Here is a 23,276-nt window from a genome sequence, read left to right on the forward strand (position 1 = left end):
CGGTTAGAAGACCGGCGGGCGCGGCAGCCGAATATAGGATGGGCAGAACATGTGGTTTCTCATCAAGGCGACATTCTGGTTTTCGATGGTGCTGGTGCTGCTGCCGTTCCTCGATCCGTCGAGCGCCGAGAAGCTGGAGCACGGACCGAAGGTCGAGCTCGGCGATACCTTCTCGGCCGCCAATGAGGCTTTCCAGTACATCAGCGCCATCTGCATCCAGAAGCCGGAGGTCTGCGAAAAAGGTGCTGAAACCTTCGTCGCTCTTGGTCACCGGGCCCGTGAAGGCGCCCGCATCGCCTATGAATTCCTCGACACCCAGTTTGCCGAAACCGATGCGATCAAGCCCGACGCCAAGGTGACGACCGGCACTGTGGGTCAGGCGACCGAGGCTGCCGCCAAGCTGGTGGCGCCACTCGAACAGACCGCTGCGGAGGCAGCTCCGGTGTTCAAGCGCACCCCGGTTCCGGAGAAGCGCCTCGACCCGAAAGCATCCCTCGCCCAGTAAACGTTTCTTGCCGCGGCAGCAGTTCCTGCGCGACCGCCGCCAAGACATCCTTTGACACTGCCTGACTTGCCGCGTTCTTGCGGCCGCCGCGAGGATCCCATCCCCTCGCGGCGTTTTCTTTTTTTGGCCTGCAACCAAAGGGTGGTCCAGCAACAGGCTCGCACAAGACATGGCTGTTTAGGTCGCGGCACATTCAGCGGAGACCGCCCCGATGCAGATATACGGGTTCTTTTCAAATGCGAGCGCAACGCGTACTCCCACGGCCGGATCGCCGACCGGCATAGATGCCGCACCGCTGGAGCAAAAGAGCGGATCCTCCCTTCTCAATCTTTTGCGGACGGATGATGAAACTGCCGCTAACCGCAAGGCCATTGCCAAGAAGAAGCTGGACGAGCTGAAGCAGCAGATGCAGATGCTGCGGTTCTGGGCCTCGGACCCGGAGACGCTTGCAAGGCTTGCAAAACAGTTGGCCCAGCAGCTTGGAGCAGCCGCACAGCAATTCGCCGGTGGTGGTTCGGCCGGGATGACCGGAGGGGGCGACGCGGCTGCGGGGGCTGCATCCGCAGCAACAACCGCCGCCTCGGCGGCATCAGAAATGATGCAGGTGAGCGCCGATGAGACGGCAAATGACGGCGGCGAAGAAAGCAAGAGCCAAGACAAGACCGGACCATCGTCCTTTGCCGAGCGCGCCTACCGCGAATTCGGCTCCGACAGGTCTGAGGATAGCTCCGACGCAAGAACAATTGCGGAGTTCAAGGCGCTTGCCGAACAGCTCGAGCAAGTACTGAGGAAGGCAGAGCAGGATCTGCGCGCCAAGGGCGCCGCTAGCGACGCGGACGACGCAAGGAAAGCAAGCGCCTCGCTCGGCAAGTCGATTGCATCTCTCGATTCGACAGGGATAGCCGGCATGGCTGCCCGTGCTACCGCAATTCCCACAAGCATTTCGATGTGAAGCTGCTTCCTCGGCCGAATAGAACTCTGATGCATCTGAGTGGTGATTCGCGGTTCTCATCTGTGCTACCATCACCTATATGAGGGTCACGACGATCCCCGGCGCCGCAAGGACTGCCGCAGATCGCAGCCACAAGCATCGATCTCGGGCGACGAAGAGCGCCGCCTGATGGTGTCGACAATCGGACCGGACCATGACCACGCTTGACCAGATCATCGACGACTTCGCCTTCCTCGACGAATGGGAGGATCGCTACCGCTATGTGATCGAACTCGGCAAAGCCCTGCCCGAGATGCCGGAAGCCAAACGCACCAGCGAGAACAAGGTGCAAGGCTGCGCCAGCCAGGTCTGGCTCGCCACCCAGGCGACGGGCGATCTGGAAGATCCGGTATTGGTCTTCGAGGGCGAATCCGACGCTCACATCGTGCGCGGACTGGTCGCCATCGCGCTTGCGATCTATTCCGGCAAGCATGCCTCGGAAATCTCCCGGCTGGACGCAATCGACACTTTCAGCAAGATCGGCCTGATCGAACATCTGTCGACACAACGGGCGAACGGTCTGCGCTCGATGATCCGGCGGATCAAGAACGAAGCAGAGACCCGCCTCGCCGCCTGAGATCGGGCCGTCCCCACACATTCAAGCAATCACCGAGCCGCAAGCGACCGCGAGCACTGCCGGCGGCCTATGCATGTGGTCTAACGCGGCCATTCTGGCGAACACCCGCAGACGATAACCCATGCGCTCGACTTGATGCGCAGCGCCAGGCCGAGCTTCGGAGAGGACTGTGCCCCAGCTAGTCGCAACCAGCGAATACAAGTGTCGGCTATTCATCCTGTTCCGCCTGCGTCGCAAACGCCAATGCCACCAGGCGCTCGATCGTCTCCACGAATGCATCGAAATCGGCAGCATCCCGTCGATCCTCAACGACCGAGCAGGCATGCCGGACGGTCGTCCGGTCTCGCTCGAATGCATTGGCGATATCGCCTTGCGATATCTGCAGGACGACATGGCAAACGTACATGGCGATCTGGCGCACATGGCACCTGGCGCGTCTCTTATCGCGAAGAAGCGGCATCCGGTCTGCAGCCAGATGTACCGCTTCGGCCGTCAGATTTTGCACGAGGCGGCAGGTCAACCGCGTGGATATCTCACGCGCGCCGCTCTGCCCAACCGGCATCGCCGCAACCTGCCCTACCGTCAACGCGGCAGTCTTGAGATGATGGACCACGCCCGATGAGAATTCGTTCGGGCCATCGGCTTCGATAAAGGACATATGAAAACTCCTTCAATAGGAATTAATTCATATACCCATTTCTCAGGAGGGGGATAAGCAAATTTTCTCCACACTTTCCTGCCCGCCTGGCGTCCAGGTGCAGCTACAGCCGAACGTCGCGAATAGGCACATTTTCCCAAGCTGAAAAACACAAAGGCCGGGCAACAGCCCGGCCTTTGTGTTCAGTTGCGCAACGCCCCCTCGAACCAGGCCAGCGCTCAGCGCGGTCATGGCGACAGGCGGCAGGTCGGCTTACTTGCCGCGACGCTTGCGACGCTGGCCGAGGCCCATTTCCTTGGCGAGCCGCGAACGTGCTTCGGCATAGGCTGGGGCAACCATCGGGTAGTCGGTCGGCAGATCCCACTTCTCGCGATATTCTTCCGGCGACAGGCTGTGGTGCGTCATCAGGTGGCGCTTCAACGACTTGAAGGTACCGCCGCATTCCAGGCAGGTGATCTGGTCGTCCTGCACGGACTTGCGGACCGATACGGCCGGCTTCGGTTTTTCAACGGGGACCACAACCGGCGCGGGTGCAGCCGTGTTGTTGAGAGCCAAATGCACGTCGGCGATCAGCGTGGAGAGCTCGGCGGCCGGAACGACATGGTTGCTGACATAAGCGGACACGATCTCAGCCGTCAACTCAACCAGAAGTTCATGGCTCGCGCCAAGCGTTGTTTCAGTCATTTCTTTCTCCTATCGGAATTCAGCACAAGCCCGAAACATGTTTCAGGGAGAGGAATACATGCAACTGCCGTTGGGAAGCCTTCGCTGCCTTGGGATAGACCATCAATCGCACGGCAAGGACAAATTCTTGCCGCAATATCAAGAGTTGGAATTTTGATCACGAAACCTATTGCCGAGTCGCTGGAACAACCAACCCTCAAAGCAACAGCCAATATTCACAACTCAAGCTGGAATTTCAGCTCTAAGTATTTTCCACAACGACACTTTACATTTACTCGATTAACATTGATCAGCCAAAATTCCAAACATAAATTTGCCCGCCATTAGCAACTTTATTTCGAAATTGCTGACGCGGCCTCGTTCTATCGGAATGTTCTGAAATACAAAATCAGAAACGTTGCCGTTCAATGCCGGCGCGGCTCTTCCTTTTGCGGAAGCTGATCTATGACCGACTGTTTCGCCAGCCTGTAACCCGCCTGATGAGCAGCCTTTGCCAAGAGATGGGCAGAAATCGGAGCGGTCAGTACGAAGAAGAAGAACCCCGCCAGCGCCCGAAACAGTATTGCCACATCGAGCGAGTGCAGTCCCGCGGCCAGAAGCAGCAGGCCCGAACCGACGGTGCCAGCCTTGGAGGCTGCATGCATGCGGGTGTAGAGGTCGGGAAAGCGCACGATGCCAATTGCCGCCAGCAGGGAAAAGGTGGCGCCGCCGACAAGCAGGACAGCAACAGAAAGCGTAATGATGGCCTCAAACATCGGTCCCATCAACGCCTCCCTTTGCGTTTGCGTCGGGCAACTTTCGCCTGCGGTGTCCGGCCTCGCTTTCCGGCATCGGGCGCAGCCTGCTCCAGGCTCGCCTTCTCCGGCGAGAGACCGCGGGCCAGAACAAAGCGGGCAAAGGCGACGGTTGCGAGGAAGCCGACCAGGCCAAGGGCAATCGCGATATCGATATAAAGATTGAAGCCAGTGCGGATGGCCACAACCGCAACAAGGCCTATGGCGATCGCCACGAGCATATCGAGACCCAGGACCCGATCAGGCAGCGTCGGGCCGCGGACGATGCGCCACACGGTCACCAGCAGCGCCAGGGACAAGAGTGCGAGCGCGAAAACGGTGGCGCTGCCGAGTATCTGAGCCGGCATCGTCATTCGAAGGCCTCCTTGATACGGCGCTCGAAGCCGTTGGCGATATCGCGCCTGAGGCCACCGGGGTCCGCACAATCAAGCGCGTGAACGTAGAGGGTTTTGCGATCCTCGGAGACGTCGACCGAAAGCGTGCCCGGCGTCAGCGTGATCAGGTTGGCAAGCAGCGCAATCTCGAAGTCGCTCTTGACCGTCAGCGGGTAGGAGAAGATGCCCGGCTTCAACCGCATTTTCGGCTGGACGACCATGAGAGCGACCTTGGTTGCCGCGACGGCCAATTCCCTAAAAAACAATGCGGTCAGCAGCAGGATCTTCAGCGGTCGAACCGGATAGGCAACAGGCTGCAGTTCGCGCCGGACCAGCCACAGGGATAGAGCGCCGACGGCAAAGCCAAGCAGGAGGTTCGGCACACTGAGGCTGCCGCTGATTGCGGCCCAGATCGCGGTGAAGATCAGATTGATCCAGAGGAACTTGATCATCGGGCGGCTCCCGGGAAGACCGAGTTCAGATATCCAGACGGCTCGGAAAGCCCGGCGGCCGCATTCTGGATCGTTGCAAGCAGCGGCTCGGGATAGAGACCGATCGCCAGCGTCAGCATCGTCAGCGCCACAAGCGGCAGAAGAATGGCCGCCGGGATCTGCACCTCGACCGTTGCGGCCTGCCCTTCAGCCGTGTCCCGCCAATAGGCAAGCAGGAAGAAACGGCCGGTCGCGATCGTCGTGAGGAAACCGGTGACGAGCAGCACTGCGGCAAGCCACCAAGCGCCAATGTCGAGTGCGGCCTTGACCAGCATGACCTTCGGCCAGAAGCCCGAGAAAGGCGGCAGGCCGGACACGGCAAAAGCCAGCATCAAGCTGATCGCTGCAAAGCCCGCATGGCGGCGGTAAAGACCGGCAAGCGAGGACAGGGAGAAGCTGCCGCCGAGTTTCGCTGCCACGCCGGAAGCAAAGTAAAGCGCCGTCATCACAAGCATCGAATGCAGCGCATAGAAGATCGCGCCGCCGATGCCACCCGGCCCGCCGACAGCGATGCCGGCGAGGATCGAGCCGATGCCGGAGATCACGAGATAGCCGAGCATGCGGCGGAAATCCGACTGCGCCAGCGCCCCGAACACACCGACCAGCATCGTGAGGGCGCCGACCGCCGCGATGACGAAACTGAGTTCTTCCCGTTCCAGCGGCAACAGCATCACCGTCACGCGGATCAGAGCGTAGATTCCGACCTTGGTCAGCAGACCGGCAAAGAGCGCCGACACGACGACGCGCGGCGTATGATAGGATGCCGGCAACCAGAAATTGACGGGGAATGCCGCAGCCTTCATGCCGAAGGCCAAAAAGAACAATGCGGTCAGCGTCATCAACGGCGCGGTGCCGCGCAGCCCCTCTGCCTTGCGGGCAATGTCGGCCATGTTGAGCGTGCCGAAGCTCGCATAGAGATAACCGGTGGTGATCAGAAACAACGTCGTCGCAACGAGGTTGAGGAAACCGTATTTCACCGCACCGTCGATCTGTTCGCGCTCGGAGCCGAGCACGATCAGGCCGAAGGACGAGATCAACAACACCTCGAACCAGACGTAAAGATTGAAGACGTCGCCGGTCAGAAACGCACCGGAGACGCCGGCCATCAGCAGCATCAGGAAAGGATAGAAACCGTATCGCCGGCCGCTGTCGTTGATGTCGGCAAGCGAGTAGATGCCGCCCGCAAGCGCGACGACGGATGCCGCCAGCGCAAAGAGCGCGCCGGTTAGATCGACCGTAAAGGCGATGCCGAAAGGCGGCAGCCAGCGCCCCATCACCATCGTCACCGGGCCGCTGGCGATCACATGCTGAAGCAGCAGCCCGTCGATCACCACCAGGCCGGCGAGCCCCGCGACCGCGATGAACGGATGCAGGCCGATCGGTCGGCGCAGCATGACGAGCAGTGCGCCAATCGCCAGGCACCAGGCCACCGGAAGGATCACCAGCCAGTCGGCAGCCGCAACCGGCTCGAGAACGAGGGCTGCGGAGAGATCGGCGGGAGGTGAAGTCGAAACGGCCATGGGTCGGTCAGTATCCAAGCGGCGGAGCCGGCTCTTCTTCCGGCTCGGCGACGCGCATCTCGTCGGTATTGTCGGTCGAAAGATCCTCGTAGGCGCGCCAGGCCAGAACCAGCAGGAAAGCGAAGAAGGAGAAGGAGATGACGATCGCCGTCAGGATGAGAGCCTGCGGCAACGCATTCGCCGCCGGCCCGGCGAGCGTATCGGCACTTTCGGAAATGACGGGCGGCACGCCACGCGTCAGCCGGCCACCGGTGAAGATGAGGAGGTTGACGGCATTGCCAAGGATCGCCACGCCGAGCAGAACGCGAATGATGTACTTCGACAGAAGCAGGTAGATTGCAACGGTAAAGAAGATGCCGACTAGCAGCGAGAACCATGCCTCCATCACTCACCTCCCCGCTCTTCGAGCGACAGGGCGATCGAGCTGATGCCACCGACGACGACGAGGTAGACCCCACAGTCGAACAGCATCACCGTCGACAGCGGCACTTCCATACCGAGGAAGGAAGGATAGACCCAGAGCCCGGTCATGAAGGGCACGCGAGCAGCCATCGAGATCAGGCCGGCGATGGTGGCGGCAAACAGGCCCGCCCCGGCAATCGCCATCGGGTGGAAATAGATCGCGCGACGCACGGTCTCGACGCCGCAGGCGATGCCGTAGATCGCCAGCGCCGAAACGGCGATCAGCCCGCCGGTGAAGCCGCCGCCCGGCTCGTTGTGGCCGCGCAGCAGCACGAAGATCGAAAACAGCACCATCAGGCTCGTCAGAAACGGCGCGACGGCGCGGAAGATCACCGATCTCATGCGCGATCCTCCGCATCGGGATCATTGTCGGCGATGCGCCGCAGCGAGCCGGCCCTGAGGCGAACGAGCGACAGGATGGCAAGACCGGTCACCATGACGACGGCGATCTCGCCGAGCGTATCCGTGCCGCGGAAGTCGACGATGATAACGTTTACGACATTGGCGCCGTGAGCGATCGTCTTCGAATAGAGATTGAAGAAATCCGTCAGCAAGGCGTCGAACGGCACGCCCGTGACTTTCAGCAGCATCAGGCCGAAGCCGATGCCGCAGGCAAGCGCAATGGCGAGATCGGGTACTTTCTGGCCGAGCGGCCGGTGGTCCGATGGCGAAAGCTTGAGCCGCGTCATCACCAACGCCAGCACGACGACAGACAGCGTCTCGATCATGAACTGCACGAAGGCGAGATCCGGCGCGCCGTAGAGCAGGAAGATGACGGCGACGGCAAAGCCCTGGATGCCGAGCGAAACGATCGCGGTCAGCCGGTCGGCAGCGAGAACGACGGCAAAAAGCCCTATGACCGCGATGGCCATGATCGCAAGCTCATGCAGCGGCACATCGCCGGCAAAGAACGGTGCGCGCGGCAATTCTCCATAGTAGAGCGGCGCCCCCAGCAGTACGGCGGCCACCAGCACAAACGTCGCCGTCATGTAGACATCAAGGCGACCGGATTGCAGCCGGCGGGTCAGCGCGACGGAGAAGCGGACGAGGCCGCGCATGAACTGATCGAAACCGCGATCCGGCCCCCAGCCGATGTCGTTCAGAACGGTCGCGATGAAGGCACGCAGGCGGGCAAGGTTGAGATAGCAGACCACGCCCAGAGCGACGGTGGCAAAGGACAATGCCAGCGGCATGCCGATATGGGGGGTCGCCGAGATCGTAACCTGCCTGGGCTCGCCGGCAATCGCCGTCGCCATCGGCGTCGACACCAGTTCGTGGGTGAGATTGGACAACAGGGCAGCCGACAGTCCCTTGGCCGCCAAGAGCGCTGGCCCGAGCCAGAGTAGCAGCGGCGCCTCATGCGCGGACTTCGGCGTTTCGACCTTTGCGCCGATGAAGGGCTTGAGCGCGACGGCGAAAGCGACGGCAAACATCAGCGCATTGCCAAGGATGGCAAGTGCTGCAAAAACCATCGCGCGCCGGTCAAGACCAGGCAGCGCGTAGTAGATCTCCTCCTTGGCAAGGAAGCCGAAAAACGGCGGCAGACCGCCCATGGAAAGTGCTGCGGCAAGTGCGATCACGAATGTCAGCGGCATGGCGGAGCGCAGTCCGCCGAGCTTTGTGACATCGCGCGCGCCGGTCTCGTGGTCGATAATGCCGGCGACCATGAACAGCGCGCCCTTGAACAGCGAATGCGCCACCAGATAGAGCGCCGCCGCCTCGATGGCATGCGGGAAACCGAGACCGGTCAGCATCACGAGCAGACCGAGGGATGCCATGGTGGTGTAGGCGAGCATCAGCTTCAGGTCGGTCTGGCGGCAGGCGAGAACTGCGCCGATGATGAGCGTGGCGCCGCCGAAGAGCGGCAGCAAAATCTGCCATTCCGGCGTTCCGCCGAGCACCGGGTTGAGGCGCATCAGCAGATAGACACCAGCCTTCACCATTGTGGCGGAATGCAGGTAGGCCGAAACGGGCGTCGGCGCTTCCATCGCGTTGGGCAACCAGAAATGGAACGGAAACTGGGCTGATTTGGTGAAGGCGCCGCCGAGCACCAGCAGCAACGCCGCGAGATAGAACGGGCTCTCGCGCATCTCCGGACCGAAGGACGTCAGCAGCGAAAGCTGGGTGACACCGGTGACATTCCAGATGATCAGCAGGCCCGCGAGCAGAAACAACCCGCCTCCCCCGGTTACCACAAGCGCCTGCAGGGCGGCGCGGCGGGCGGCTTCCCGCGAATGATCGAAGCCGATCAGCAGGAAGGAAGTGATCGAGGTCAGTTCCCAGAAAACGAAGAGCATAAGAAAGCTGTCGGACACCACGAGGCCGAGCATCGAGCCCATGAACATCAGGATGAACGAGAAGAACCGCCCCTGCTGCGGATGCCCCTTCAGGTAGCCTCCGGAATAAAGCACGATCAGCGTGCCGATACCGGCGATCAGGAGCACGAAGGTCAGGGACAGGCCGTCGATCAGCCAGGAGAAGCTGACATTGAACGATGGTATCCACTGATAGCCGCCGGTGACGACTTCGCCACGAGAAACTTCCGGCCAAAAGCCCATGAAGTGCAGGACGATCGCAGCGGGAAACAGCGCCAGGATCCAAGCCGCATTATGCCCAAGGAGTCGGGTCAGGAGCGGCGCGACGAGTGCCGCGACGAAAGGGAGAGCAAGAGCCAGCAATGTCAGGGCCGCAACATCCATCGTCCGGGCCTGCTCCTTCGCGCTTTGATTGATTGATCGAACGAATACCCGACATAAAAGAAGGGTAAAGGCGCCTCAAGGGTAAATCGGGTAAAATCGACGTTATGCGCTGTTAAGTCCGGCAAATGCCCGGAAAATCTCCGGTTTTTTCGTGAGATTGGTGGTCATGTTCGGCTGACAAGGCAAATCATCCGATGCGGCATCACCGTAGCATACACGCGCGCACAACAGCGGTCATCGCCGCCGATCAACCCGGGCTGGGCGATTAAAGTGTTGTTAGCAACGTCCAGTGGTATCAATCGCAAGACACGCGTCGTATCTGGTATCTCGTCGTGATTGGATGGTATCTCCGACATACGGATATGCAGCGGCACAAAGGGAACGCCGACCTAAGATTGACGCCCTCGCCCGAGAGCTTGAAAACCTTCAAGCGCTTGAATTGTCAGGAGCTCCGGCAGCATTTCACGCTTCCTGCCGGGCGTGGCATGGTCTAGATCGTTCGCTATCGCTGATGGACTGATGCACGGATCGCACAGCGTTTCTCTTGAACTTACTACGAGGTCTGGGTTTGGAACGGTCTCACATTGTGGCGGTGACCAGTGTACTGGCGGCCCTGGGCGCGATCCTTCCGATCGTCGCCGCGTTCTATCTCTCCTGGTCGGTTGCTATCAGCAAGGAGCAGGCCCGCCTCAGCCGTATCGCCGAATATGCGATCATGCGTGCCGACACGGCGTTCGGCGAAGCGACGGCTGCACTCAAGGCTGCGGACGGGTTCAAGCTCACGCCCTGCTCGCAGGAGCATATCGCGGCGATGCGCACACTTGTCGTCACCACGCGCTCCATCGAGGATATCGGTTACTTCGAAGGCGATGAGCTGAAATGCACTTCCTGGGGCAAGCCGGAAACGACGATCGCCCGCCAGCAAGTCGACTTCACCACGGCCAACGACATCGGCGTTACGGCCCAGGTTCATCCGACGGTCAGCGACGGTCGAGCAATGCTGGGATTCCGCTACCGATCCTACAGCGTGCTGACCGATCCGGGCCGATTTGTCGACGTGCTCGCCTCCCCGGATACGCGGCTTGCCGTCGCCAGCGATACCGGGACCCTCGTCAGCGCATTGAACGACCCGGATGCATCGCTGATCAAGCGGCTGGTCGAGCATCCACAGACCGGCAGCGATACGGACAACCTGTTTGCCACCTCAAGCGGCTCCGGCTGGATTGCCATTGCGACATCGTCGCGGGCGTCGCTGCTGGACGATCTCGGCCGCGAACGACTGCTGCTCCTGCCGCTCGGCGCGATTGTCGCCGCATTGATGGTCGGCCTCGTCTACTGGTTGTCACGGCGGCGCCTGTCGCCGCTTGGCGAACTCTCGATCGCCGTGCAACGCCGCGAATTCATCGTGCACTATCAGCCGCTCATCGAGATGAAGACCGGCATCTGCGTTGGCGCGGAAGCGTTGGTCCGCTGGCGCCGACCCGATGGCTCGCTGGTCAGACCCGATACGTTCATCCCGCTTGCCGAGGAAGGCGGCCTGATCCAGGCCATTACCGATCAGGTCATCGACGGCGTCATCAAAGATCTTGGCTCCGTCCTTGTCGCCGACCGTTCACTGCACATCGCCATCAACCTCTCGGCCGACGACATCAAGTCGGGGCGTGTCCTCCCCGTCATCCAGGCAGCGCTTGCAAACTCCGGCATCCTCACCGAGCAGATCTGGCTGGAGGCCACCGAACGCGGCTTCATGGACGTGAAATCCGCCCGGGCAACGATCGAGGAAGCCCGCCGGCTCGGCCATTCCGTGGCGATCGACGATTTCGGCACCGGCTATTCCAGCCTGCAATATCTTCAGGACCTGCCGCTCGACGCATTGAAGATCGACAAGTCCTTTATCGATACGGTGGGTCTCGTCTCGGCGACGAGCGCCGTTACTCCGCACATCATCGACATCGCCAAATCGCTGAACCTCTACATCGTCGCCGAAGGCATTGAACGACAGGAGCAGGCGGACTATCTGCTCGCGCGCGGCGTGCAATACGGCCAGGGCTGGCTCTATTCCAAGGCCTTGCCTGCACCTGAGTTCATCGCATTCTACAAAGACAGCAGACGCGTTCATGGTGCCGGCCCGACCGTGATCCGGCGAGACATTCCCGAGGCGCCGCCGGCCGTCGGCGGCGATTGAAAACGGCGCCCGTAGCGATTGCGGCACGAAGGCAAGCCGGGACTGATCGAGTTTATCTTCGAGATCGACAGCGCGTCGGGGAATTACCCAAATCGCGCTTCTGGCGCGGTGTCGGTCACGCCGTCGACGCATTTCGACTCGTCGCCCTTATCATCGCTGTGGTCGCAAGCTGACGCCGATCGGCCAAAGTGACGGTCGTGGTCAAACGACGAGGCTGTCGAGATAGGCTGCAGCCTCGTTGGTGCCGATGCGGACCCACATCGGTTTGTGGTCGGAGATCTGGTACGTCTTCCAGTCGGGATAGTATTCCTTCAGTTCAGCTTCGGTCTTGTTGCGACCGTTGGTGCTCTTCAGCATTGCCGCGCGGAAATCGGGCTCGTCCGCATTTCGGAAGATCGACGTGTAGATCTCGAAGATACCGGCGTTGCGTTTCAAGGGGTCGTCCGACGGCCGGTCGATGAAGGTGATGAGTTCGGAGCGCGCCTGAAAGGCGATCTGGTCGTAGTATTTGGTCAGGTCGAGGTTGCTCGGCCTGTCCAGACTCTTGGGAATGATGAAGCCAGCCTCCTTCAATTTCAGCATCGTCTCGTGTTCGGGGTGCACGATGTTGAAGTCGCCCAGCAGGATCAGCGCCTTGCCGCGCTTCAGCGCCTCCTCGGCGCGCCTGCCGAAATACTTGGCGATCCGTTCGATCTCCTCGATGCGCTCGCGGAGCGCCGCTCCCGAATCTTCGCCGTAGTAGATGTGCACGGTGCAGATATCGAAACGGAACCAACCGGCCTGGAAGGAGGCGGTGAACGGCGTGCGCCGGAACTGCTTGCCGGCATAGAGGCGCTCGCCACCGATATCGGCGGTCGCTTGCGAGATCAGCATCGAATTCGGCAGGACGATTTCGCCGGCGATATTGCGGAAGCGGACCTTGCGCTTGTCGTAGACGTAGAGCAGCCGCTCGCCATTGCCACCGAGCGCCGTGTCGGTCACATCGGTGGCGATGAAATCGAAATCTGGGCCGAGGATATCCATGATCTCCAGCCATTCGTCGAGCTCGTTGATTTCCTGGACGGCGGCGAAATCAAAACGCGACAGGATCTCGGCGATATAGAACCAGGTTTCCGGCTCACGGCTGCCGTACCCGCGTCGGTTCAGCTTGCCGAGATCGCGGATGTTCCAGGTGGCAAGCAGAAGGCTGTGATCGCTGTCCTTCGTCGGCACGTCGGCGTCGAGCTGGGCCCTGAGCCTCTTCAGGTTTTCGACCACACGCCGACGCTTTTCGAGTTCCCTGAACGCAAATCTCAGCTTGTAATAGCGCATGCCCGCCTCCAAGATCCACTCCGCGACCATACACCATCCTGTGTTGCATTTCCATGTCACGCACAGCCTTGACGCACAGCAACTTCACGGCACGCGTGCGTGATTTGCGGCGCGTCACCGGCGCTCCTATATAGTCGTCGGAAATCACAGGGAGATCTTCGATGAGAGACGCAACGGCGCCGAAAGTGATCAAGACCGATGCGGAGTGGCGCGCGCTGTTGTCGCCCGAACAATATCGCATCACCCGCGAGCACGGCACCGAGCGCCCTTTCACCGGCCCGTTCCTCGCCAACAAGAATGCTGGCACCTACGAATGCGTCTGCTGCGGCCGGGCGCTGTTCCGCTCCGATACCAAGTTCGATTCCGGCTGCGGCTGGCCGAGCTATTTCGCGGCGATCGACGACGAGGCGATCCGCGAGATCGAGGACCGTTCGCACTCCATGGTGCGCACCGAAATCCGCTGCGCCGACTGCGATGCCCATCTCGGACACGTCTTTCCTGACGGTCCGCCTCCGACCGGTCTGCGCTACTGTCTCAACGGCCACGCGATGACGTTTACCGAGGATTGACGCAAACAGACGGAATCCATGGCAAGCTTGGCGCTGTTCCAATAGAAACAGCGATCCGTGCATGGATGTGCTATTTATAGTGAAACCGTCGAAGCAAGCCGGGAGGAGGTCCGCATGCGTCGCATTCTGGCTGCATTCGTTCTTCTGCTTTCGGCTGCCCTTCCCGCGGCGGCAGACAATGACTGGCACCCCTACGCCAATCCGCGCTTCGGCTACATCCTAGACATTCCGCCCGGTTTCGAACTGCAGGGTGAAGCCGACAATGGCGACGGCGTCAGCTTCCATGCCAATGACAATGGCGCCACGCTCTCCGTTTTCGGCAGCGAGCTTGTCGACGGCGATTTCGAGATCGATGTCAACGACCGCATGGCGACCGAGCGGGAAGACCAGTGGCGGATTTCCTACTCACGCGTGACCGCAGCCTGGGCAAGTTTCTCCGGCGTACGCGGCCAAGAGGTGTTTTACACACGCGCCATCGCGCTCTGCGACGGCAGCGCCGCCTATTTCCGCCTGCAGTATCGCAAGAGCTGGTTGACCAGCTTCGATGGCGTCATTTCGCGGATGGCGGAGGCTCTGAGGCCCTCGGAAGGCTGCCAGCAGACGCCAGTGGCGGCAGCCCCCGTAGCCGCCCCGAACTGAGCGCTCGGATTTCTTTGATCAGGAAATCGCCGTACCGCTCAGACAGCTGAGAACGGCCGAATAATGCACTGCGGCGCCGGTGACGACGAAGGAATGCCATATGGCGTTCTGAAACCGCAGCTTTTCCCACACATGGAAGATCACGCCGGCGGAATAGATGATGCCGCCGATCAGGATCAGCACGAACGTGGTTGCCGATAGCGCCGACAATAACGGCCCAACCGCGAGCACGCCGCTCCAGCCCATGGCGAGGTAGAGCAAGATCGCAAGCCGGTCGAAACGGCCGGGGAAGAGGCACTTGATCACCACGCCGAGTGCGGCGATCGCCCAGATGCCGATCAGCATCGCGAACAGGAACGGATCCTCCCAGCCGCGCTGGAGGAAGGGCGTATAGGTGGCGGCGATCAGCACGAAAATAGACGAATGGTCGAAGCGGCGCAGAAACCATTTGGTCCGCGAAACCGGATAGAGATTGTAGAGAAACGAAATCGACAGGGTCGCCAGCAGTCCGGCACCATAGACCGCGGCGGCCGCAAGCTGGCCGCTCGTACTCCAGAGCATCGCGTAGAAGATCAGAGCCGTCACGCCGACGAGTGCCGCCGCAAGGCCGACACCATGCACGATGCCATCGGCAATCAGTTCCGATCGATCGTAGTTCCATTTGACGCCGGCGAATTCCACTCTACCCCGCTTCCGACCTTCATCGCCCCCAAGCGCCGGCCGATTTCTTATGAAGTGCTATCCTGCCACAGCGAGTTGCTACAGCAAAGTGCTCGTCGATCGCGAAAGCATCAACTTTTGCAACGCATTACAACAGAGACATGACGTGTTTGCGAAGACGCAACGTCCCTTGTCTGCAGCACTGGCCGCAACCACATTGTGCGCAGAGGCGGGCGCCTAATGCCTAAGGGGAGCGTATTGATGACGGTGCTGCGCACGCCGGAGCCGCGACAGGCTGCAATTCTGACAGAGCTTTGCCTGCGGTCAAAGGCCGTCTGGGGTTATGACGAGGCCTTCATGGCCGCCTGCCGTCCCGCCCTGACGGTCACGGTGGACGACTGGAAGCAGTCGGATATTCAGATCGCCGTTCAGGACGATAACATCGTCGGCATGGTGCAGGTCATGTGCCGCGGCGAGGTCGCCGAACTCGACAAGCTGTTCGTCGATCCGACCGCGTTGGGCGGTGGCATCGGCCGGAAACTCTTCGATTGGAGCGTGGAAACGGCGCTGCGCAACGGGGCGAAGGTCATGACCGTCGATGCCGACCCGGGCGCTGCCGATTTCTACCGCCGCCTAGGCGCGGTCGATGGCGGAGTGGTCGCCTCGACCGTTATACCAGGGCGGTTCTTGCCCAGATTGAAGCTCGACCTGACGAGCGTCAGGAGATCCCGGATCACCTAATGCGTAGCAGCGAGGCATGCGTCGCAAGCAGCCCCTCGGGGGGCAGGTAACAGTCGCCCCGCGATTGAGGCAAAAAACATCGTCACTTCGCGCCGGCCGCGACCTCAGCGGCGCATTCCTGGCAGAGCGGGGCATGGGGCACGGCATCGAGCCGTTCTGCGGAAATCGACAGGCCGCAGCGCACGCAGGTTCCGAAAGTACCGGCCGCAATGCGGTCGAGGGCCGCGTTGATTGCGCGAATTTCCTCCTGGCCGGCAAGACCAAGACCCTCCAGCACCTCGTCGTTCTCCCGTTCGGTTACCCGATCCGGCACGTCGGCATTCATCGGCTCATCGAGATCGTGCTCGATCTTCACCAGTCGGCCGTAGAGTTCGCGTTTGCGGCTGCTCAGCCGTTCACGAAAGTCGTCAAGCGCAAGCTTGTCCATGGGAAGACTCCTTGAAGTCGTGGCGCTTCAGGCGCGCCACGCTCCTGTTCTTGTTTGTTGGCGGCTCACCGGTCGACGAGAACGGCGCAGGGGCAATGGCTGACGACCCGGCTGGCGGTCGATCCGATGAAATAGTCGATGAGACCGGGCCGGTGCGAGGCGATGATGACGAGGTCGGCGTTTTCTTCCCGGGCGATCGCATTGATCGTGCCGGCGGCACCGCCAGTGCGGATCTCGATGCGTCCGTTGATCCCGTGTTTGGCCTTCATCGCTTCCAGCGTCTTCGTCGCGTGCTTGCGCGATTCCTCGACCATTTCGAGTGGAAAGTCGACGATCATGTAGCCCTGGGCATAGGCATTCAGATCCTCGACGACATTGAGCAGGACAATCTCGCCCCCTTCGTCGACCAGCTTTTCGGCGATGCCGAGCACGGACTCGCCATGCTCCAGCTGATCCATGGCAATAGGGACGATGATCTTCTTGTACATACTGCACTCCTTTACGTTGCCTACCCGGATCGCCGGCGCCGAATGCGGGGGCAAATCCCTCGCATTCGAGACTGAGCCCAGACGGCTCTTCCGGCATTGATTGAAATCAAATCGAAAGCGCCGCGACGCATTGCCCTATACAATTGAGCTAGGGCGACAACGGCCACTGTCAACGCTCGTCGAACACAACATCAAATGACTGAAGGTCTTTCGTGAACGCCGACTTAGGCCCATATTCACGGGGCAGTTTCAACGAAACTGAGGGCCGACAAGCCCAACGGTTTCGCCGCCCCAGGAGGCAATGGATGACGTCCACGCAGAGCACGCCTACCACTGACATCGCCGCCAATCACGCGTTGGCGATGCCGGCGCATGTCGATCATTCGCATCTGGTGGTGGAGGACCTGCCAACCGTATCGCAGTGGTATCAGCGCATCATGGGACTGAAGCCGCTTGAAGCGAGTGCCAGCGGCGAGACGCTGGGCGTTGGCGGCCGCCCGTTGTTGACGCTGACCACGGCCAGCAATGCCGCCAGGGCGCCCCGAAACGCGCCCGGTCTCTTTCATACCGCCTTCCTCGTTCCGAACCGTCAGGAACTCGGACGCTGGCTCGCCCATGCCGCCCACAACAATGTCCGCCTGCAGGGCGCTTCCGACCATCTCGTCAGCGAAGCGATCTATCTCGCCGACCCGGAAGGCAACGGCATCGAGGTCTATCGTGATCGGCCGCGGACCGAATGGAGCTTCAAGCCGGACGGAACCGTCGGCATGGATACGCTGCCGCTCAACCTGCAGGCGCTTTATGACGAGGCGCCGAAAGACGACTGGAACGGCCTTGCCGACGGTACCGGCATCGGCCACATCCATCTGCAGGTGTCCGACATCCCCGAAGCTGATGCGTTCTTCCGCGACGTGCTGGGGCTGGGGCTGATGGCGCGCTACCCGGGCGCAAGCTTCTTCGGCTCGGGCAAATATCACCACCATGTCGCCGCCAACATCTGGAATTCCCGCGGCTCGCCCAAGCGTGAGGACAATATGACCGGCCTCTCCGACTACACGATCCAGTTCAAGGATCCCGCAGAGCTTGCGAAGGCGGTTGGCAAGCTCGACGAGATGGGCATTCAGGTGGACCGAAACGGCACCGCTTACAGTCTCGTCGATCCCTGGGGGATCGGCCTCAGGCTTGCGGCCTGACGCCGCCTGGCAGCCCCTCCTCCATCGCCACCACGGCCAGACGCCGCGTCGCTCACTCCGCGGCGCGGTCGTATTTCTGCTGGGCGGCCAGCACCCTCTCGATATTGTCCTCGGCCCAATGACGCAGCGCATCGACTGTGGCACTCAGGGTGCGCCCAAGCGGCGTGATCGCATATTCGACCGTCACCGGCACTGTGGCAAAAACCTTGCGACTGACCAGCCCATCGCGCTCCAGCTTTTTCAACACCTGCGAAAGCACCTTTTGCGAAATGCCATCGATCTCGCGTTTCAGCTGGTTGAACCGCACGGGCTTGTCGTCAAGCCGGCCGAGCACCAGCACCGCCCATTTATCAGCCAGGCGATCCAGTACCATGCGGGTGGGACAAGTCTGGATATAGACGTCGTATTCCATCGGGCGCATGCTCCAACTGGCGGTTTCCAGGAGGAAACCATGTCACCGGAAGGTGCCTTCTTTACTGCATTTACAGGCACCTATATCTAGTTTCCGTTGTTAACATGGTTTCATACCGATACCAAGGAGACGGATATGGCAGGCAAGATTCTGGTACTCGCAGCAAACGGCACGGTCGGTCGCAAGGTCATTGGCGCATTGGTTTCGAAGGGGGAAAGCGTCAAGGCCGCGACGCGCAAGGCAACGCCGATCGAAGGCACTGAGGCCGTCGCCTTCGACTATCGGGACAGCGCGACCTATGGCTACGCGCTCGACGGCGTCGACCGGATGTTCGTGCTGACGCCGGGTGGATATCTCGATCCGGTCGAACTGCTGACGCCGATCATCACGGCGGCGGCAGCGCGCGGCATCAAGATCGTGCTGATGACCGTCATCGGCGTCGATGCCGACGACAGCATCCCCTACCGCCGGGTCGAACTGCTGGTCGAGAAGACCGGCGTACCGTTCGTCATCCTCAGACCGAACTGGTTCTCCGACAATTTCCAGAGCTACTGGATCGAAGGCGTTCGACATGGCGCGATCGCTGTGCCGGCGGCAGAGGGCAAGACGAGCTTTATCGACACGCGTGACATCGCCGAAAGTGCTGCTGCCGCACTGACCAGCCATGCGTTCGACAACCGTGCCTTCAACCTGACCGGCCCTGACGCACTCAGCTACGGCGAAGCGGCAGCGATCCTGTCGCGCGTCATCGGCAAGCCCGTCACCTACACGCCCGTTGACGACGAGACCTTTGTCGGAATCCTGACCGGTGCCGGCGTGCCCGAAAACTATGCGCGCTTACTTGCCTCGATCTTCCATCCGGTGCGCGAGGGCTGGACAGCCGCACCGACCGAAGACGTCAAAACTCTGACCGGCCACGAACCACGCAGCCTCGAAACCTACGCCCGGGACAACGCCGCGGCGCTTACCTCCTGATTTCTGCCTATCGGTACTGAACTCAAGCCCCGCCCCTTCGACCGACGGGCGGGCTTTTCTCATTCGCTGTAGCTCCTTCGAAATGAGCGGATGCGTCACTCGAGACGAATTCCCCGATTGCCGCCAGGATTGTGAAAACACGGCGCTGGCGCACCCTGCGTCATCACGCCGCTGGAAAGATCTGGGATAATCGATCAATAAACTTGAGTAATACAGTCATATAATCTAACCGCACCGCCAAGGGCGCTCCAACGTCCCAGTGTGTGCGGAGTTAATAATATGAAAAACAACACTATTTTAGCGCTTGCGCTCGCAAGCGGCACGATGTTTTCGTCCCCGGCCCTGGCAGTGGATTTCAGGCCGCAGGCGGAAATCGAAGGCGGATTCTTCAGCGGCGGCTCGGCTGCCAGCGGCGGCTTCTTCCTGCCTTTCGTGCTCGACTCCGGCAATGCCATTTTCATCGATACACGCGGAACGATAGAAAACGATAAGGTCCGGCAGGGTTCTGTCGGCGCCGGTTACCGCTTCCGCGCCAACGACCAGTGGGTCATCGGCGCCTATGGTTACTACGACTACCTGAAGAGCGAACACGGCAACTCGTTCAGCCAGGTATCCTTCGGTCTCGAAGCGCTCAGCGGCGACCTCGAAATGCGCAGCAATCTCTATCTGCCGCTCTCCGGCGCCAAGACGCTGAGCGCCTTCAATGCCGCCTATGTTCGCGACCATGTGCTCGTCATGCAGGAGGGCAAGGAGCGCGGTCGACGCGGGCTCGACGCCGAAATCGGCGGGCGTCTTCCGGTCTTCGACGAAGGATCCGACGTCCAGCTGAAGGTCTTCGGCGGCAGCTACTGGTATGGCGGCAAGAACCTCGGCGACATGTTCGGCGCCAAGCTGCGCGCGGAGTTGACCTTCGCCGACCTGCCCGGGCTTTCCGAGGGATCGACCGTCTCGCTCGGCGTCACTGGCACCTACGACAATGAAGACAAGCTCAAGGGTGCCGTCATGGCACGTCTGCGCGTCCCGTTCGGCGCCACAGCCAAGGCAGGCGATGCCTTTGACCCGATGGTCCAGCGTGTCGAGCGCTCAGCCAAGATCCGCACCCATGCAGGTGCTACCGGCGACGTCGAAGCAGCGCAGTTCGTTTACGACGGCGTCACACCTGGCAAAGTCATCAACCTATCGGCCGCAAACGGCAACGCTGCGAGCATCAACCAAATGCTGGCAGATGCGGGTGCAGGTGCGCTCATTCTCGTAGACGGCAATCTCGGCCTCGAGCAGTCGCTAAACCTTGGTCTCGGGCAGACGCTGCTGGGGGGTGGAGGCGCGCTTGCGGTGCGTGGCGCAAACAGTGGCGCGACCGCCAACTTCGTCAACAGAGGTGCAGCGACGACGTTGACAGGTTTCGACCCCGCTCAGGACGTTGTCACAATGGCGTCCTTCAGCACGGTCTCTTCCGTTGCCATTCGTGGCGGTCGTGCGGGGATTGGCAGCACCGAGACTGAGGGGCTCTGGATCGACAACGTTGATATCGCGAAGACCAGCCACGACGGCATCCGCCTGACGCGCGTGGTCGGTGCGGAGATTGAAGACAGCCGCATTCACGACCTCTACATTTGCGAGAATAACACGCAGTGCGAGTTCACCGTGTACAAGCCCAATGAAGCGCCTTACGCCGCTATCAGCGCGCTTGGAACAAGCAGCCTGACGATCCGCAACACCGATATCGACAAAGTAACCTACGGAATATTCACGGGCAGCGAGATCGATGAGAGCGATTGGCCACCAGTCATCGCCAACGAGGCGAGCAGAATCTATCTCGACAACGTGAAGGTCAGCAATTCGAGGCGCGAGGGACTGCTGATGGTTGCCGCCAACAATGTGCTGATCGAAAACTTCACGATCGACAACTCTAAGCAGGATCGCGACATGGATCTTGTCGTGTTCCAGGGCACATCAGATGTCGATATCAACAACATGACGCTGAAGGGTGGCATCAACGGCCTGATGATGGTCTCGGCATCCACATTGCCGACCACGACTACGGATATCGTCGTCAATGGGCTGAATATCGATGGCACGCGGAATGCAGGCATCTTCCTCAATCCCGTTTCCGATATTACCTTCAACGGCGTAAACATCACCAATGCTGGCAGCTACGGCGCGTTCATCTACGGCAGCGACTACGAATTCCTGGGCGGACCCGTCAGCGATATCGAGTTCAACGGAATGACGGTCGACAAGGCGGCCAAGGCCGGGCTCTATTTCATGGGGCCGTCGATCGATGTGAAGGGCGATGTGACGACAACCAACACGCCGAAGGATTGCATCGCTGACGCCGGATGGACAGCTGGCTCACTGACACAATCACCAGGCTCAGTCCTCACCGTCAACGGCAAGCAGCTCGACCAGTCGAACTTCGCCGCCCGTTGCAGGTAGCGGTTTCAGCCACGCCCTCCAAAGGGGGCGTGGCCTTCTCAGGTAAAGCGCTCGTTATCGCGACCGGTGGCACTCGAAGGTAACAACCTCGTCGCCATCCTTCGGCGCGCGGCCGAAGTTGTAGTTCCCGGAAATGACGAGATCGACATATCCGGCGGCACGCAAGGTCAGTGCCATTTCTTCGATGCCCCACCAGCGCATCGTGAAGAATTCGAGCTCGCTCGACGCCAGCCTCCCCTCGCACCACAGTTCGTATCGCACATGCGAGACCGTCGTCTGGGCGATGAGGTCGGCCTTGATCCGCTGGCTGGTCAGCGTCAGCAGGTCGCCTGCCTCGGTCTCCCAACTACGGATGTTCGGCGTGGCGTCGGCGAAAAGATCGTGCGGATAGAGGTCGAAGATCAGGCGGCCGCCCGGTTGAAGATGATCGAGGAACCGCTTGAGGATCGCGGTCGCCGCGGCATGGTCGGCGATCAGTTGCAGGGAACCGGCGGGGACGGCGACCGCCTCGAAGCGCTCCTCATAGGCAAAGGCCTCGAAGGTCTGCTGCGATAGCGCCGGTGTCAGCGAACGTTGCGCGCAATGCGTCCGGCAATAGCCGAGCATGTCCTGCGAGGCATCGAAACCTCTGACGTTAAGGCCGGCTTCAAGCAGCGGGATCAGCGCTCGACCGTTGCCAACGGCCGGTTCCAGTATCGGCCCGGAACACCCCTTCAAGCGATCGAGATAATACTCGACGTCGCCGAAGGACTTTCCAATATACTTGTCTAAATTATAAACATGAGAAGCAAGCTTACCGTAGGTATTGTTCATCAAACATTCGTCCATGCTGCGGAATAAAGCGAAACGCCTATCTTATACAGCAGCATGCTCCGACGAGGTGTCGTTCATCTGCAACGCTGGTCACTTTTGTCATGCCGCGGGTTTTGCCGATCGCAACGTCTGCGCAAACAACCACAAGAAACTGCCTAGAAGCGCGCGGGCCGGATGAACTTGCCGTAGACCCAGCCTTCCTGCCAGCGGCCGTTCTGCTGCGGATCGTGCCAGATCTGGCACCAGGTGGCGCGCACGGCATTGCTCTGCCGTTGCGCCGACCAGCGGGCTATCCGCTGGAGGTCGACGCCGTTCATGCAGCGGCCGGTCATCTGCAGCCTGGTGCCGTTCGGATAGCCTGCGCGAACAGCTGACGAAGAGGACGGCCACGCGCGCGCATTGAGCACATCGTTCCAGGCGACGCCGGAAACCTCCCAGGCAACGAAGGTGCTGGCCGACGCGGCCTCAGAAGAAAGTCCGACGACCATCACCGCCAGCGAAATCAGAACGCTTCGAAAGCCGATCATCACGAACCCCTCCCAAGAACCATGATCTCAGCATATTAGCACAAGGCTGAATTGTCGCTGAACAGGCGCTTCACCTTACTTTCGCCCATGGCCCGGACGCCGGAATTGCCCCGACAATCAACAGGCCAACCATCTACCGCGTCCT

The 23,276-nt window shown here is 60.7% G+C and carries 26 protein-coding genes; 10 read left to right on the plus strand and 16 right to left on the minus strand.

All coding sequences use genetic code 11. The features are described 5' to 3' along the window. Positions 1 to 49 precede the first annotated feature (49 nt). The 3 genes from ABIE33_RS03035 to ABIE33_RS03045 all read left to right on the plus strand — a co-directional run bounded on the left by ABIE33_RS03035 (position 50) and on the right by ABIE33_RS03045 (position 2,073). Positions 50 to 505: a DUF5330 domain-containing protein gene (locus tag ABIE33_RS03035; RefSeq protein ID WP_429121201.1), complete on the plus strand. Its 456-nt coding sequence runs from the start codon at positions 50 to 52 to the stop codon at positions 503 to 505. A 211-nt stretch (positions 506 to 716) separates the two neighbouring features. After that, positions 717 to 1,457: a hypothetical protein gene (locus ABIE33_RS03040; protein WP_429121204.1), complete on the plus strand. Its 741-nt coding sequence runs from the start codon at positions 717 to 719 to the stop codon at positions 1,455 to 1,457. A 193-nt stretch (positions 1,458 to 1,650) separates the two neighbouring features. Then, entirely contained in the window at positions 1,651 to 2,073 is a 423-nt protein-coding gene (locus ABIE33_RS03045; RefSeq protein WP_429121207.1) for a SufE family protein, read from the plus strand. 208 nt (positions 2,074 to 2,281) lie between these two features. Here ABIE33_RS03045 and ABIE33_RS03050 read toward each other — a convergent pair whose 3' ends face one another. The 9 genes from ABIE33_RS03050 to ABIE33_RS03090 form a co-directional block, all read right to left on the minus strand. Beyond that, positions 2,282 to 2,731: a helix-turn-helix domain-containing protein gene (locus ABIE33_RS03050; RefSeq protein ID WP_429121209.1), complete on the minus strand. Its 450-nt coding sequence runs from the start codon at positions 2,729 to 2,731 to the stop codon at positions 2,282 to 2,284. Between the two features lie 252 nt (positions 2,732 to 2,983). Continuing rightward, positions 2,984 to 3,415, minus strand: a complete 432-nt coding sequence (locus ABIE33_RS03055) for a MucR family transcriptional regulator (RefSeq protein WP_429121211.1) — start codon at positions 3,413 to 3,415, stop codon at positions 2,984 to 2,986. A gap of 404 nt (positions 3,416 to 3,819) precedes the next feature. Further along, a complete protein-coding gene (gene mnhG, locus ABIE33_RS03060) occupies positions 3,820 to 4,170 on the minus strand; it encodes a monovalent cation/H(+) antiporter subunit G (protein ID WP_025426321.1) in 351 nt (116 codons plus the stop codon). An 8-nt stretch (positions 4,171 to 4,178) separates the two neighbouring features. Further along, positions 4,179 to 4,562, minus strand: coding sequence for a cation:proton antiporter (locus tag ABIE33_RS03065; RefSeq protein ID WP_429121212.1), 384 nt, complete (start codon positions 4,560 to 4,562; stop codon positions 4,179 to 4,181). After that, positions 4,559 to 5,032 (minus strand): Na+/H+ antiporter subunit E, encoded by a 474-nt coding sequence (locus ABIE33_RS03070; protein ID WP_429123070.1) that lies wholly within the window; start codon positions 5,030 to 5,032, stop codon positions 4,559 to 4,561. Before ABIE33_RS03070 ends, ABIE33_RS03065 begins: the two co-directional genes overlap by 4 nt. Then, the gene (locus ABIE33_RS03075) at positions 5,032 to 6,594 is read right to left on the minus strand and encodes a Na+/H+ antiporter subunit D (RefSeq protein ID WP_429121215.1); all 1,563 of its coding nucleotides are present in this window, start codon (positions 6,592 to 6,594) and stop codon (positions 5,032 to 5,034) included. Before ABIE33_RS03075 ends, ABIE33_RS03070 begins: the two co-directional genes overlap by 1 nt. 7 nt (positions 6,595 to 6,601) lie before the next feature. After that, the gene (locus ABIE33_RS03080) at positions 6,602 to 6,979 is read right to left on the minus strand and encodes a Na+/H+ antiporter subunit C (RefSeq protein WP_429121218.1); all 378 of its coding nucleotides are present in this window, start codon (positions 6,977 to 6,979) and stop codon (positions 6,602 to 6,604) included. Beyond that, positions 6,979 to 7,398 carry a Na(+)/H(+) antiporter subunit B gene (locus ABIE33_RS03085; protein ID WP_429121220.1) on the minus strand — a complete coding sequence of 140 codons (420 nt, stop codon included), beginning with the start codon at positions 7,396 to 7,398 and terminating at the stop codon, positions 6,979 to 6,981. The genes ABIE33_RS03080 and ABIE33_RS03085 overlap by 1 nt, the downstream gene beginning before the upstream one ends. After that, positions 7,395 to 9,755, minus strand: a complete 2,361-nt coding sequence (locus ABIE33_RS03090) for a putative monovalent cation/H+ antiporter subunit A (RefSeq protein ID WP_429121222.1) — start codon at positions 9,753 to 9,755, stop codon at positions 7,395 to 7,397. Before ABIE33_RS03090 ends, ABIE33_RS03085 begins: the two co-directional genes overlap by 4 nt. 568 nt (positions 9,756 to 10,323) lie before the next feature. On the opposite strand from ABIE33_RS03090, the gene ABIE33_RS03095 reads away from it, so the two are divergent. Further along, the gene (locus ABIE33_RS03095; protein ID WP_429121225.1) at positions 10,324 to 11,940 is read left to right on the plus strand and encodes an EAL domain-containing protein; all 1,617 of its coding nucleotides are present in this window, start codon (positions 10,324 to 10,326) and stop codon (positions 11,938 to 11,940) included. A 201-nt stretch (positions 11,941 to 12,141) separates the two neighbouring features. Here the strand turns inward: ABIE33_RS03095 and ABIE33_RS03100 are convergent, their stop codons facing one another. Beyond that, on the minus strand, positions 12,142 to 13,251 hold the full coding sequence (locus ABIE33_RS03100) for an endonuclease/exonuclease/phosphatase family protein (RefSeq protein WP_429121228.1): 1,110 nt from the start codon (positions 13,249 to 13,251) through the stop codon (positions 12,142 to 12,144). A 161-nt stretch (positions 13,252 to 13,412) separates the two neighbouring features. On the opposite strand from ABIE33_RS03100, the gene msrB reads away from it, so the two are divergent. Both msrB and ABIE33_RS03110 read left to right on the plus strand, forming a co-directional pair. Then, on the plus strand, positions 13,413 to 13,820 hold the full coding sequence (gene msrB / locus ABIE33_RS03105) for a peptide-methionine (R)-S-oxide reductase MsrB (RefSeq protein ID WP_429121231.1): 408 nt from the start codon (positions 13,413 to 13,415) through the stop codon (positions 13,818 to 13,820). 114 nt (positions 13,821 to 13,934) lie between these two features. Continuing rightward, the gene (locus tag ABIE33_RS03110) at positions 13,935 to 14,459 is read left to right on the plus strand and encodes a hypothetical protein (protein ID WP_429121234.1); all 525 of its coding nucleotides are present in this window, start codon (positions 13,935 to 13,937) and stop codon (positions 14,457 to 14,459) included. A gap of 18 nt (positions 14,460 to 14,477) precedes the next feature. Here ABIE33_RS03110 and trhA read toward each other — a convergent pair whose 3' ends face one another. Then, entirely contained in the window at positions 14,478 to 15,140 is a 663-nt protein-coding gene (gene trhA / locus ABIE33_RS03115) for a PAQR family membrane homeostasis protein TrhA (protein WP_429121237.1), read from the minus strand. A gap of 240 nt (positions 15,141 to 15,380) precedes the next feature. On the opposite strand from trhA, the gene ABIE33_RS03120 reads away from it, so the two are divergent. Next, entirely contained in the window at positions 15,381 to 15,860 is a 480-nt protein-coding gene (locus tag ABIE33_RS03120) for a GNAT family N-acetyltransferase (RefSeq protein ID WP_429121240.1), read from the plus strand. Positions 15,861 to 15,942: 82 nt separating this feature from the next. Here the strand turns inward: ABIE33_RS03120 and ABIE33_RS03125 are convergent, their stop codons facing one another. Both ABIE33_RS03125 and ABIE33_RS03130 read right to left on the minus strand, forming a co-directional pair. Next, a complete protein-coding gene (locus ABIE33_RS03125) occupies positions 15,943 to 16,287 on the minus strand; it encodes a TraR/DksA family transcriptional regulator (protein WP_429121243.1) in 345 nt (114 codons plus the stop codon). Between the two features lie 65 nt (positions 16,288 to 16,352). Next, positions 16,353 to 16,775: a universal stress protein gene (locus tag ABIE33_RS03130; protein WP_429121246.1), complete on the minus strand. Its 423-nt coding sequence runs from the start codon at positions 16,773 to 16,775 to the stop codon at positions 16,353 to 16,355. Between the two features lie 305 nt (positions 16,776 to 17,080). Here ABIE33_RS03130 and ABIE33_RS03135 point away from each other — a divergent pair, with 305 nt between their 5' ends. Beyond that, positions 17,081 to 17,968, plus strand: a complete 888-nt coding sequence (locus ABIE33_RS03135) for a VOC family protein (protein ID WP_429121249.1) — start codon at positions 17,081 to 17,083, stop codon at positions 17,966 to 17,968. Positions 17,969 to 18,020: 52 nt separating this feature from the next. Here ABIE33_RS03135 and ABIE33_RS03140 read toward each other — a convergent pair whose 3' ends face one another. Further along, positions 18,021 to 18,380: a winged helix-turn-helix transcriptional regulator gene (locus ABIE33_RS03140; protein WP_429121252.1), complete on the minus strand. Its 360-nt coding sequence runs from the start codon at positions 18,378 to 18,380 to the stop codon at positions 18,021 to 18,023. 135 nt (positions 18,381 to 18,515) lie between these two features. Between ABIE33_RS03140 and ABIE33_RS03145 the strand changes: the two genes are divergently transcribed. Both ABIE33_RS03145 and ABIE33_RS03150 read left to right on the plus strand, forming a co-directional pair. Continuing rightward, a complete protein-coding gene (locus ABIE33_RS03145; RefSeq protein WP_429121254.1) occupies positions 18,516 to 19,355 on the plus strand; it encodes an SDR family oxidoreductase in 840 nt (279 codons plus the stop codon). A gap of 279 nt (positions 19,356 to 19,634) precedes the next feature. After that, complete coding sequence (locus ABIE33_RS03150; RefSeq protein WP_429121257.1) at positions 19,635 to 21,791, plus strand: inverse autotransporter beta domain-containing protein; 2,157 nt, start codon at positions 19,635 to 19,637, stop codon at positions 21,789 to 21,791. Positions 21,792 to 21,845: 54 nt separating this feature from the next. Here ABIE33_RS03150 and ABIE33_RS03155 read toward each other — a convergent pair whose 3' ends face one another. Then, positions 21,846 to 22,604 carry a class I SAM-dependent methyltransferase gene (locus ABIE33_RS03155; protein WP_429121260.1) on the minus strand — a complete coding sequence of 253 codons (759 nt, stop codon included), beginning with the start codon at positions 22,602 to 22,604 and terminating at the stop codon, positions 21,846 to 21,848. A gap of 155 nt (positions 22,605 to 22,759) precedes the next feature. Beyond that, complete coding sequence (locus ABIE33_RS03160; protein ID WP_429121263.1) at positions 22,760 to 23,131, minus strand: SH3 domain-containing protein; 372 nt, start codon at positions 23,129 to 23,131, stop codon at positions 22,760 to 22,762. Positions 23,132 to 23,276 lie beyond the last annotated feature (145 nt).

This window comes from Ensifer sp. 4252 (assembly GCF_050434565.1).
GTDB lineage: Bacteria > Pseudomonadota > Alphaproteobacteria > Rhizobiales > Rhizobiaceae > Ensifer.